Origin of the sequence: Burkholderia sp. Ap-955 (assembly GCF_011753045.1) — a bacterium.
GTDB lineage: Bacteria > Pseudomonadota > Gammaproteobacteria > Burkholderiales > Burkholderiaceae > Burkholderia > Burkholderia lata_D.
This window is the reverse complement of record NZ_VWWH01000023.1, coordinates 16851-29538: the sequence shown is the minus strand read 5'-3', so window position 1 is coordinate 29538 and position 12688 is coordinate 16851. Positions and strand designations below refer to the sequence as shown.

Below are 12688 nucleotides of genomic sequence, written 5' to 3'. Positions count from 1 at the left end.
GACTTGTGACCTCGGCGACGTGGAAATGAGGTGGTCGCAAGCTGAATTTAAAATGACTTTTTGGAATTGTGCGGAGTACATATGATACTCGTTACGGGCGGGGCCGGTTTCATCGGCGGAAATTTTATCCTTGACTGGCTTGCCGGTTCCGATGAGCCTGTCATCAACCTCGATAAATTGACTTACGCCGGAAATCTTGACACGCTGAAGTCACTGGAAGGTGATTCGCGGCATCACGTTGTTCGGGGTGACATTGGCGATCGACAGCTGGTTTCGCGGTTGCTTTCCGAGCATCGGCCGCGTGCGGTTATCAATTTTGCAGCCGAGTCGCATGTCGACCGCTCAATCCATGGCCCCGGCGATTTCATTCAGACGAATATTGTCGGAACGTTCAATCTTCTCGAGTCGGTGCGCGCCTACTGGTCGGAACTCGCGGAAGAAGAGCGCCGCGCATTCCGCTTCCTGCATGTTTCCACTGACGAAGTGTTCGGCACGCTCGACGCGAATGATCCGCCTTTCACTGAAACCAACACGTATGAACCGAACAGCCCGTATTCGGCGAGCAAAGCCGCATCGGATCACCTGGTGCGCGCGTGGCACCATACGTATGGGTTGCCGGTGGTGACGACCAATTGTTCGAACAACTATGGTCCGTATCATTTTCCCGAGAAACTGATCCCGCTGATCATCCTGAACGCACTCGCCGGCAAGCCGCTACCGATTTATGGCGATGGCCAGCAGATCCGTGACTGGCTCTACGTCAAAGATCATTGCTCGGCGATCCGCACCGTCCTGGCGAATGGTGCGCTTGGCGAAACTTATAACGTTGGTGGCTGGAACGAAAAACCGAACATCGAAGTTGTGCATACGATCTGCGCGATCCTCGATGAACTGCATCCGCGTGATGATGGCAAGTCGTATGCGGAGCAGATCAGCTTCGTGCAGGATCGACCGGGCCACGATCGCCGTTACGCAATCGATGCTCGCAAGCTTGAGCGCGAGCTTGGCTGGAAACCCGCTGAAACTTTTGACACCGGTATCCGCAAGACGGTCGAGTGGTACCTGACGAATCAGGCCTGGGTGACGAACGTCACAAGTGGCCAGTATCGTACGTGGATCGAACGCCACTACGGGGAATAACCATGGCGCGTATCCTGATTACTGGTTCGAACGGGCAGGTCGGCTTCGAATTGCAACGCGCGCTTGCGCCGCTCGGAGAGGTGATTGCGCTGACTCGGCGCGACGTGGACCTGGCTGATCCCGCAAGCCTTGTCGCGGCGCTGGATCGTCATCAACCGGACCTGATCGTGAATCCCGCCGCCTATACGGCAGTGGACAAGGCCGAGAGCGAGCCGGAGCAGGCCCGGGCAGTCAATGCGGGAGCACCCGGCGTGATGGCTCAATGGGGGGCGACTCGAAATGTGCCGCTCGTTCACTATTCGACCGATTATGTATTCGAAGGCACGGGCGCGATGCCGTATCGCGAAGATGCGCCGGTCAATCCTCAATCGATCTACGGGACGACCAAGTGTGACGGCGAAATTGCGGTTCGGCAGGCCTTCGCGCGGCACCTGATTCTTCGAACGAGCTGGGTCGTAGGCGCGCATGGTGGCAATTTCCTCAAGACGATCCTGCGCCTCGCCCGGGAGCGAGACCAACTTCGTATCGTGGCCGATCAGACGGGCGCGCCCACTTCGGCGGCGTTGATCGCCGATGTGACGGCCCACCTCGTCGCGCGCTATTTCGCGGATCGCGAACACTTTGCGTTCGGCACATATCACCTCGCGGCGTCCGGCGAGACGAATTGGTGCGAGTATGCGCGTTACGTTGTGGCACTTGCGGAAGCGCGAGGCCTTGATCTAAAGTTGCGCTCGACCGATATCGTGCCAATTGCGACGCATGAGTATCCGCTTCCGGCAAAGCGGCCCATGAATTCTCGCCTCGATAGCAGCAAGTTGATGTCGACGTTCGGGATATCGCTCCCCGATTGGCGAAATGGCGTTGATTACGTCTTCGAGCAACTGCACGGCTGACACGGAAAAACAAGCATGAAGCGCAAAGGCATTATTCTCGCCGGAGGGTCGGGCACCCGTCTCTATCCGGCGACACAGGCAGTCAGCAAGCAATTGCTGCCGATTTACGACAAGCCGATGATCTATTATCCGTTGAGCACGCTGATGCTGGCGGGGATTCAGGATATTCTGATCATTTCGACACCGCAGGATACGCCGCGCTTCGAGCAGTTGCTGGGTGACGGATCCCAATGGGGGATTCGTTTGCAGTACAAGGTACAACCTAGCCCGGACGGGCTTGCCCAGGCGTTCCTGCTGGGCGAATCCTTTATCGATGGCGCCCCTTCGGCGCTGATTCTTGGCGACAACATCTTCTACGGTCATGATCTTGGCGGTTTGTTGAAGGGGGCAGCCGACAAGACCTCGGGCGCGCAGGTCTTCGCCTACCATGTCCAGGATCCTGAACGGTATGGTGTAGTCGAGTTCGACCCGGCGGGCAAAGCGATCAGTATCGAAGAAAAGCCCGAGGTTCCGAAATCGCATTACGCGGTGACCGGGCTCTATTTCTATGACGAGCAGGTGGTGGACTTTGCGAAGTCGTTGAAGCCGTCGCGACGCGGCGAGCTGGAGATCACCGATCTCAACGCGCTGTACCTGAAGGATGGCCTGCTCAACGTGCAGACCATGGGACGCGGTTTTGCCTGGCTCGATACCGGCACGCACGATTCGATGCTGGAGGCGTCGCACTTCATCGCCACGATGGAGCATCGACAAGGCCTGAAGATCGCATGTGTTGAAGAGATTGCATATCGCTTCGGCTATATCGACGACGAACAGCTCGAACGTCTCGCGAAACCGCTCAGTAAAAACGGCTACGGCCGGTACCTGCAGAACATTCTGAAAGAAGGAAAAACCCGGTGAACGTAATAGCGACTGCCATTCCCGACGTAAAGATTTTTGAACCGAAAGTATTCGGGGATGCGCGGGGTTTCTTCTTCGAGAGTTTCAACCATCGCGTGTTCGAGGAAGCGGTTGGGCATTCCGTCGAATTTGTGCAGGACAATCACTCGAAATCCGCGAAGAACGTCGTTCGCGGCCTGCACTACCAGATTGATCACGCGCAGGGAAAGCTGGTTCGGGTAGTCGCCGGGGAAGTGTTCGATGTCGCGGTCGACATTCGTCGCGCGTCGCCGACGTTCGGACAGTGGGTCGGGGTGGTTCTGTCCACGGAGAACAAGCGCCAGCTGTGGATTCCGGAAGGTTTTGCGCATGGCTTTGTCGTCATGTCCGAAGCGGCGGAGTTTTTGTACAAAACCACCGATTACTGGTATCCGGACGCAGAACGAGCGATCCGCTGGGACGATCCGACGCTCGCGATCGAATGGCCCATCACCGGTGAAGCGTTGGTGTCCGGCAAGGATGGGGCGGCACCTGTATTCAAGGATGCCGAGTACTTTTGAGTCGCTTCTCGCGCAAGTCCATGTTTGACTTCAATGCCCTGCGCCTGACTTGGGGGACGCCTTTCCTGGTCGATCGGTCCGATAATGTATCGCCCGTGTCGGCAGATCGACCGGGATCCCGGGCGTATTGGGTCAACGTCCAGTTGCTACCGGGTTGGTACATGATCGAGCTTCGCGTGAGCGGTCATGCTGCGCAACTGCGAGCGCGGTTGCGGCTGCCCGGTGGTGCATCGTCTGCCACGCTCGCGATGGAGCTCAGCGCGCGGCAGGTGAGCAAGCGGCTTGTCCATCTCCCGGCGCGCGGAAAGATCGAAATCGAGATTGATTGCGACGATCAGTCTGTCGATCGAATCGAGGCATTCCGCCTTGTCAGGGTCACGACGCGATTTGCGCACTCGCGCATCATGACCAAGCTCGGTGCGCTACACCCACGGTACAAACCGTGCGGCGATGATTACGATCTGACTGACGTCGGCCACGGTCGCGTCGACATGGCACAAGCATGGCGCGATTACTGTTGCCTGTTCGACGAGTCGGAACTCTTGGTCGGATACCCAGACTGGATCCGCCATTTCGATACGCCGAGTCCCGACACGTGCCGCGTGATGCGTGACAATCTGCACTACTTTGCCAGCGGCCCGCTGTTCGCGATCGGCATGGAGGTGTCCGGTGCCGCGTCACCGCATTGGGAAACGGCAATCCGCTCGATCACCGCGCAGATTTACCCGCACTGGCAACTTGTGATCGTTGATCGACGTTCCGACTCCGATCGCACTGCACTGATTCCCCGGGACTTGCTTGCCGATACGCGCATCCGCGTCATTTCGGATCGCTCTACAGCCGAAGCGCATTCGGCGCTTGATCGAGCGCTCGCCGAAAGCGGTCGTTGGGTCATGTTCATCGGACAGTACGACGTGCTTCCTCAGCATGGCCTCTACGTCGTGGCAGACGCGATCAACCGGCACCCCGATGTCGACCTGATTTACGCGGATGAAGACAGCATCGACATCGACGGCGTTCGCCACAGTCCACGCTTCAAGAGCGACTGGAGCGAGGATCTGATGCTCTCGTCGGATCTATTTGCTGGTCTTGGTGTTTACCGGCCGGAAGTTTTCACGTCATCTGGCGGGCGGGACCATCGCCACGGGGCCGCGTCGTGTTACGACATGACGCTTCGCTGTCTCGCGCATACCAGTCGAGACAGGATCCTGCACATTCCGCGTGTGCTCTACCACGTACGTGCTCATACGGAAGCAATTCAAGATCCGGATGCGCAACACGATGTGCGCGATGCGGGCCGGATGGCGGTCGTACGTCACCTGTCGCGGGCGGGTATTCGGGCAACGGTTTCGTCAACGGAGCATGCCCGTCACATACGATATCCGTTACCGGAAAAGGCGCCGCTCGTCTCGCTGATCATTCCGACTCGCAACGGGTTTGCGTTGCTCAGTCGTTGCGTCAATTCGATCATCGAGAAGACTTGCTATCGTGCCTTCGAAATCATCATCGTCGACAACGGATCCGACGATCCGGAAACCCTTGATTACATGGAGCGGCTTTCGATTGATCACGGCGTACGCATCCATCGGGACGATCGTCCGTTCAACTATTCTGCGCTCAATAACCGAGCGGTCGAATTGGCGCGGGGCGAGTTCGTCGCACTCGTCAACAACGACGTGGAAATCATCGATGGTGACTGGCTCGACGAGGTGATGGGGCACGCGTTGCGTCCGGAGGTCGGCGTCGTTGGTGTCAAATTGCTGTTTTCGAACGGAACCGTTCAGCATGCGGGTGTCATCGTCGGGCTCAGCGGCTGCGCCGATCACCTGCATCGCGGGCTGGACCGCGACGAGCCGGGCTACATGGCGCGCGCGGTAACCACGCAGTCCTTGTCTGCCGTCACCGGTGCATGCCTCGTCGTCAGGCGATCCCTGTATCGGCAACTGGGCGGATTGAACGAACGTGATCTCGCCGTTGCATTCAACGACGTTGATTTCTGCTTGCGGGTCCGTCAGGCGGGTTATACGGTGGTCTGGACGCCACATGCCGTGTTGTATCACCACGAATCCGCCACGCGCGGCCGCGACGATACCGAGGAGAAGATGGCACGGGCCACTCGAGAAATCGAGTACATGCGTGATCACTGGCATGACCTCATCGCGAATGATCCGGCTTATAACCCGAACCTGTCCCTCGATCGATTCGATTGTCAGCTCGCGTGGCCGCCGCGTGTCGCGTCTCTCAGGCGTCTCGCGCTCCATGCGCCCGGAGCGGTGAAATCTTGAGGGCATTGAGTGCAGATCGCTGGCTAGCGACCGGTTCAACGCTTACCGTGAACTGATTCAACTGATCGTCGGCCGCTCCTGCAAGCGTGGGGCAGGGAACGATTGCATGACAGTGCGTGTACGCTAGCGAGTGGCGCCTCAGGGTGCGCCGTGGCTCCGCTATTCGGGGCGGCGAGCCCCGAGTCTTTACCTGCAGCCTGTTTGGGCGGATCGTCTTGCGCCTTCGTCAACAATTCTTCCGCGGGCTGAGCCGTTTTCTCGTGTTGGCTCGTCATGCCGTCGATCCGGATTCATCCATTTTCGGTCCATATGAAAGATTTTCTCCTGTCGATAGTTCGTCGAACCGTTCGATTCAAGGTCAACCCGGTCCGGGACCTCGCTTTGTCGGGAACGACGTCGACCGACTGGACGTCGATGGGAGACCATCCTGTGTTTGACCTTGAGCCGGAGGACGAGGGCAAGCCCATTCCACTCGGCTGGGTCTATGTCGAGTCCAGGATGATTCGGCGTGGCGCGCACCTGGTGGCTCGGCTTTACGTCGATACCGGATCGGGCTTTTCAGATGCGGAATCGTTTGTCATTCCCGCGGCCCGCTCTGGGAATATCAAGGAGATCATCAAGATTCCGCGTAATACACGCCGCTTGCGTCTGTCGCCGATGCGGGGCGAGGGCGCGGTCAGGCTGGAGTTTCTGCGGATAACAGAAATATCATGCCTGGAGAGAATTGCCAGAATGGTCGAGTGGACCATTGGGGATATAATTAAATTCAAAGATACCGATCGCGCGAGAAAATACAATATAACGTGGAGGCGCTTGTTGGTTGACCTGAAGGGGGCGTATGCGGAGTGTGCAAGGCTGCGATTTCATTCTGCTCCTCTCGATTACAGGTCGTACGTAGAAAAATTCGATACGCTTAGTGAATTTGATATTGTCTCGATTCGTCGGCACATGGGTTCGTTTGCGAAGCGGCCATTGATTTCCATTCTGGTTCCGGTGCGTGGAGTGTCCATGAGGTATCTGGAATCGACTGTCCAGTCGGTTTTGGTGCAGATTTACGAGAATTGGGAACTGTGTATTGCTGTTGATGGCGCCGCGGAATCGGAAATTGCTTCATATTTGAAGTCCGTTTCGGAAAAAGATGATCGGGTAAAGGTTATCTTGCTGGATTCTGGTGGATATGTGTCAGTCGCTGAGAATGGCGCTCTGGAGCTGGCGACTGGAGAATTTTCCACGATTCTCGGTCAAGGTGACGTACTTTCGCCTCATGCACTCTATCTCATTGCCTTGAAGATCAATGAGGCGGACAATCTGAATATCATATATTCGGATAACGATGAAATTGATGAGAACGATAATCGGGATAACGTTTGCTTCAAGAGTTCGTGGAATCCGGATTTGTTTTTTTCTCGCGACATGATCTCTCGTTCGGCTACGTATAGAACGTCGCTCGTGCGCGAGATAGGTGGGTTCCGGGTCGAGTATGAGGGCGGGCAGGATTGTGATCTTACGCTCAGGTGTGTGAAAAGCAGTGCGTCGTCTCAGATTTGCCATATCCCGCGCGTGCTCTATCATTTTCGTGGATGCAGTAAGTCTGGTTTGGTTGATCCGGATGCGGAAGGTGATGTATGCAACGCGAGGGAAAGGGCGCTTTCCGAATTTTTCAAAGATCAGCCTGGAGTGAGTGTTTCGCGGGGTGAATTGACCGGAACCTATCGGGTGCGATATCCGATAACCATGCCTGCCCCCAAGGTTTCAGTCATCATACCGACCCGAGACGGTGGTCCGTTGCTGAAAAAATGCATCCTCAGCATATTTGATGAAACCGACTATGAGAATGTGGAAATCGTTGTCGTGGACAATCAAAGCAAGGATCGCGAGACAATTGATTTTCTACGGTCGTTGTCGCTGAGGGGTAATGTCACTGTATTGGGATATGATTTTCCTTTTAATTATTCATCAATCAATAATTTTGCGGAAAAATATGCGTCTGGTGACGTGTTGTGCTTTCTCAATGACGATGTGGAGGCAATCGAGCCCGATTGGCTGACGGAGATGGTTTCGCATGCACTGCGCCCGGATATTGGCGCCGTGGGGGCAAAGCTCCTGTACGCCGACGGATTCGTCCAGCATGCAGGCGTAGTGACGGGCATTGGCGGCTTCGCGAGCCATGCGCACCGGTTATATCCAGCGACGCACCCGGGGTATGCAGGAAGAGCGGCTCTTGTGCAAAATTTCTCGGCGGTCACGGGAGCATGCCTGGTCATGCGTCGGGAGATATTTCGTGCGGTCGGTGGCTTTGATGAAGAAAATCTCCCAGTTGCATTCAATGATGTGGATTTGTGTCTCCGTGTACGCGAGGCGGGTTACAGGATAGTGTGGACGCCATATGCAGTCCTGCACCACTTCGAATCCTACAGCAGGGGGGACGATCAAATGTCTGCTGAGAAGCGTGCCAGGTTTAATCGGGAGAAGAGTTTCATGCTTTCCCGGTGGAGTACCGATCAGTCGGATGATCCGTATTACAATCGGAATTTGACGCTTGATCGAGAGGATTTCACCATTTCCGATTTTCCGAGAATGTATGCTCCGTGGAAGATCCGGGGTGTATGAGTTTTTTGCGGGAACATCGTGCTTCATGGGGTTGTACGGAATTGTACTGTCCCGTGGCCCCTTTAGGGTATCTCGGAGTGAACTGAATAAAGTAACGCGGAGGGAATATTCGTGGATATAAAAAAGCGCCTGCTGCCTGGCATTCCATTGATTGAGTCGCCACTTTTCGATACGGAGATTGCAGAAGCGGAACTGGCGCCTGACGAACTTGAGATCGCGGTTGCGCTGAACCGTAACGGTTATGCCGTGATCGACTTTCCCGATCCTGATCTCGAGGCAAGGATTGCACGAATTCGGGAACGTCTGACTTCGCGGTTTGCCGACACGGGATTGGGGAGCGATGGCGTATTCTATGCTGCCGGTCGCATTCAGGACGCGTGGATAAACGACCCGGATGTCAAGGCGATTGCCACCAACCGTCAAATGCTGGATTTGCTCGGACGCATGTATGGCCGAACTGCATTTCCTTTCCAGACGCTCAATTTCCGAGTCGGTACGCAGCAAAAGATGCATACCGATGCGGTGCATTTTTCGTCGATCCCTCAGCGTTTCATGTGTGGCGTATGGGTCGCACTGGAAGACATTTCTCCCGAAGCCGGGCCGCTTCAGCTGGTTCCGGGATCGCATAACTGGCCCATGATCGATAATGCAGCTGCCGGTAGGCGCGGATTTGGGGTATCCAGCGAGTCGGCACAATTACCCTATCAGGAAATCTGGGATGCCATGGTGGAGGCTAAGGGGGGCACTACCAAGACCTTCGAGGCGCGAAAGGGGCAGGCGCTGATCTGGTGTGCCAATCTGCTGCACGGGGGCAGTCCGCAAGTCAACTCTGCGATGACGCGCTGGTCACAAGTGACGCACTATTTCTTTGACGATTGTGTTTACTATACGCCCGCGTTTTCCGATGAATACTTGGGACGCCTGCAGCTTCGCGATCTGGTCAGTATCGTCGATGGGTCGCGAAAGCCCAATTCCTATCTGGGCGAGGAGGTCGCAGCGTCTGCTCGCACCGCGCCGCGTGAGTCGAGAACCCTGGCGGCGAGATTGCGCAAGTGGATGACTTCATCTTGACCCCATTTATATGATCGTGTGATTGAAAATGGTTTCTCACAACCGGTAATAGCGCCGGATTTGACGAGAAGTCCATGAAATGGGGATCGCCGGGCGTCGACAGATGGGCCGGCGGCGCGTAGGCGCCTATTCCTCGGCATCGTGGAACTGGTGGCACAACAGCGGCAGATACGCATTGCGATGGCGAGGTGCTCGACAAGGTGCCGTCGTTGTGCTGCCGGTGGCACGGGCAAGCCGTTTCGACGATTCATTGCGAAGTGGCCGGATTGCCAATCGGGGTTGGCGTTGCTGCCGATGTCCACCTATAGCATTTGCCCGTTTGAGCAGAGCGCTGTCACCGGGTGAGTGAGTCAACCCGCCCGCTGGCGCGTGCAACTCCCGGTGATCACATCCCCCTTCTGATTCGCGACATGCCCCGTCGCACGCGCAGCGGCTCGACGCGTTGCCCGCTACCCGCACGGACCCGCTTACCCAACCTTCACTTCTCGCTCCCGTGGCTGTATCAGTACATTCCGCACAGCCTCAAGGCGTTTACTTGAACGTCGCCCCGCTGGTTTGGGGGCATTGAGCAATGCGCGTCGTAAGGCGACAGCACAAGCCCCCACTGGCGCGTCGTCGAATCCCGTTCCGCGTATTTCGCGGCCCTGCGTGATCGGCCGCACTGACATCGTCTCGCTCCCATTCCGGCACGCCGCTGACGTGACCGTCAATCGTTCCGTCAATGTCTGCAGTCGCTTTTCCGGAGTCGCCAGGTTGCTCTGGTTCGGGGCGGAAAATTCGATTTCGATCCGGCGGGGATGGCCTTTGGGTGTCGCAGCGCGCGCCAAAAGCGGGAGTCACGGCAATCCGAGCACGCGCTGCAGGCGCTCTGTAATCAAATGTAAAAAAATGTGGCTTCTGTGAGCGACACTGAACGCGCGAAGGCATGTATAAGCCGATGGGCTATGCAGGAAATCCTGAATTTGAGCATGTTCATCCCGTTGTCGGATGGACTAGTGCCTGTCAAGTCTGGCTGGCGGGGATGTCATCTTGCGTGGCTGGATTGCAACGATGGGGGCCGTACTTTGTTACGTTTCTTTTATTTTTGTAGAGAAACATTTCATTGTCGGGAGAATGTATGTAAATTGTAAAGCTCCTCACAGTCAAATCATAAGTCTGTAGATAGCGCGGTTTGTCGGACGGTCGGATTGCGGTAGCAACCGAACGGGGCAATCGCGGCGTACGGCTTTGGCCCGCGCGATCGTGACAATCGAGAGATCATGAGCATCAGTGAAATTTTCCGAGTGGTTGGAACCGACATCACCGAAGGCGGGCGTGTTCCGGTCTCGGCTTTGCGGAAGCCGAAAATTTTGAGCATCGGGGGATGCGTTACCGAGGTTCTCGCCGGAAGAATGAATCGGCTCGCGGATGTCACGCATCTGTGGCGTGTGAGTGTGCCTTGCTTGATGTCGAAGAAAGTGGACGGGCGCACTTATTTTGAGTCGCATGACCACCAATTGTCCGAGCGAATAAATTTTGAGTTGACGAAGCAGGCGTTGCGAAAACTCAAAACGGGTGGCTACAAGTTTTTGATTTTCGATCCGACCAGCGATTTTAACAACGATTATTACGAAAAAGACGGTTGTATCATTTCCGACATGGAGACGATAGGACTGGCGCCGGACTGGAAGTGGCCCGAGGGGTTCGTGGAAGCGGGATGGGTCAAGATTTCGCCGGGGAGCTATCATTATCTTGAGATTTATTTTCATTATCTCAAGGAACTGATTGAATTGGCTGGCGAAATTGGTCTTCCGCTTGTAATTATGAAGCGGCGGGCTTGCATCAATAAAATCACCCACGATGGAGTAACCGGACTGGGTGATCCCAGTGCGACGGAAATCAATTGGTGGGTTGACCTTCTTTGGAAGAAGATTGACAGTCTGCTGGGAAGGTTGAATGTTCTCGATTTAAACGGACGTTTCTCGGTCACATCTTTTGATGTGCCGTTTGGCGAGGGTAAGTTCCACCCGATCGACGAGTTTTATGACTATGCGGCGTACAAGTTAATGGGGCTGATGAGATTGGGTGATGATCTGATCTCGGAAGTCATGTTCAACGTGTACAGAGATCGGGCCAGTCGCCGTCTCGCCATTCATACCGAGCGCGACCGGTTGGTTCACGAGCGTGACAACTTGATTCACGAGCGAAATGGCCTGGCTCAGGAGCGGGACGGTTTGGTGCATGACCGGGATGCCCTTCGTTTGTCTTTCGATAATGTTGTGGCGGAGCGAGATCTCATACTGGCTCGCGAGATCGAAAACGCACGTATTGCAAACGAGTGCCACGGGCAGGAACTGACGGCGCTTGCCGAAGCGCGAGATGCGGCTCTTGCCGAAAACGCGACCAATATTCTGGCGCTGGCGAATTTGCAGAAATCTTACGAAGAGCTTTCGCGCCAGCATGATGAACTGCGTGTTCAACAAGCACGACTTTTCAATGAGTTGCGGTTGGAAGGCGGGCCGATGGCTTTGCGTGATGTGCTTCCGCTGGCCAGGGCTTGGCGGCCGATAATTCGCCGAATCGGGAAGATCAAGCGATTTTGTGGCCGATTGACGGGGCGCAGCAATCGTGAGCTGACGCAGCATAGCGAGCTCCGTGAACAGTAAGTAAGGCGTCGTACGCAATGTTCGATCGGGTTGCAGACGGAGGCGACTGAGTGGAGTGCGCGTATGCGACTCCCTTGGAAGTGATGCTCGCAACCACTGAATCATCAACGGTCTGATGCAGAGGATGTGGCGAACGGCGGGCGCGTGAGGCGGTGCCCACCGGGCCCTGACGAATGAGCTGGCTATATGCTTATTGCCCGGCGTAGCGGAGCCCAGTGCCGTGTCCGTAGTGGTGTCGATGCGGTCCTGTTTGCGCCCGGATTCAGCAAAGTGCGGGGCCGCAAGCGCGCGGTCATGCGATGCGTCAGGGGGCGACGTAGCGGGCTCACGCCGTGGAGGGGCCGCTGGTGTGAATTCGACGCGATGTCGAGCGGGCCCCTCTCACACAAATGTGACGCGTGCACGAATCGGTTTTGATGAGCGCCATATGTCGTTTTTTTGACGACGACAGATATTTCGCATTTGTAATGCAATGCGGTATCCTCCACACCTCCGGCGGTCATTGTCGCCTCATTCAGCCACTAAGTCTGGCACGAAAGCTTGTGTTTATTACACAAGTCTTACCAACTTATCACGCAAGTATTTCGTGCTTCTTCGGGCTTCCA

Annotated in this window: 8 protein-coding genes; all 8 read left to right on the top strand. The window is 56.0% G+C overall.

What is annotated here, in order from left to right; all coding sequences use genetic code 11:
* Nucleotides 1-81: 81 nt before the first annotated feature.
* The 8 genes from rfbB (at nt 82) to F3J15_RS15295 (ending at nt 12083) form a co-directional block, all read left to right on the top strand.
* The gene (gene rfbB / locus F3J15_RS15330; RefSeq protein ID WP_166892192.1) at nt 82-1140 is read left to right on the top strand and encodes a dTDP-glucose 4,6-dehydratase; all 1059 of its coding nucleotides are present in this window, start codon (nt 82-84) and stop codon (nt 1138-1140) included.
* A 2-nt stretch (nt 1141-1142) separates the two neighbouring features.
* The gene (rfbD, locus tag F3J15_RS15325) at nt 1143-2033 is read left to right on the top strand and encodes a dTDP-4-dehydrorhamnose reductase (RefSeq protein ID WP_166892189.1); all 891 of its coding nucleotides are present in this window, start codon (nt 1143-1145) and stop codon (nt 2031-2033) included.
* Nucleotides 2034-2048: 15 nt separating this feature from the next.
* The gene (gene rfbA / locus F3J15_RS15320) at nt 2049-2933 is read left to right on the top strand and encodes a glucose-1-phosphate thymidylyltransferase RfbA (protein WP_166892185.1); all 885 of its coding nucleotides are present in this window, start codon (nt 2049-2051) and stop codon (nt 2931-2933) included.
* Nucleotides 2930-3472, top strand: coding sequence for a dTDP-4-dehydrorhamnose 3,5-epimerase (gene rfbC, locus F3J15_RS15315; RefSeq protein ID WP_166892182.1), 543 nt, complete (start codon nt 2930-2932; stop codon nt 3470-3472). Before rfbA ends, rfbC begins: the two co-directional genes overlap by 4 nt.
* A gap of 20 nt (nt 3473-3492) precedes the next feature.
* Nucleotides 3493-5757, top strand: coding sequence for a glycosyltransferase family 2 protein (locus F3J15_RS15310; protein WP_166892179.1), 2265 nt, complete (start codon nt 3493-3495; stop codon nt 5755-5757).
* A 309-nt stretch (nt 5758-6066) separates the two neighbouring features.
* Nucleotides 6067-8367 carry a glycosyltransferase family 2 protein gene (locus F3J15_RS15305; RefSeq protein ID WP_166892177.1) on the top strand — a complete coding sequence of 767 codons (2301 nt, stop codon included), beginning with the start codon at nt 6067-6069 and terminating at the stop codon, nt 8365-8367.
* A gap of 111 nt (nt 8368-8478) precedes the next feature.
* Nucleotides 8479-9438 (top strand): phytanoyl-CoA dioxygenase family protein, encoded by a 960-nt coding sequence (locus F3J15_RS15300; RefSeq protein ID WP_205190819.1) that lies wholly within the window; start codon nt 8479-8481, stop codon nt 9436-9438.
* Nucleotides 9439-10697: 1259 nt separating this feature from the next.
* On the top strand, nt 10698-12083 hold the full coding sequence (locus F3J15_RS15295; RefSeq protein ID WP_240158839.1) for a hypothetical protein: 1386 nt from the start codon (nt 10698-10700) through the stop codon (nt 12081-12083).
* Nucleotides 12084-12688: the final 605 nt, after the last annotated feature.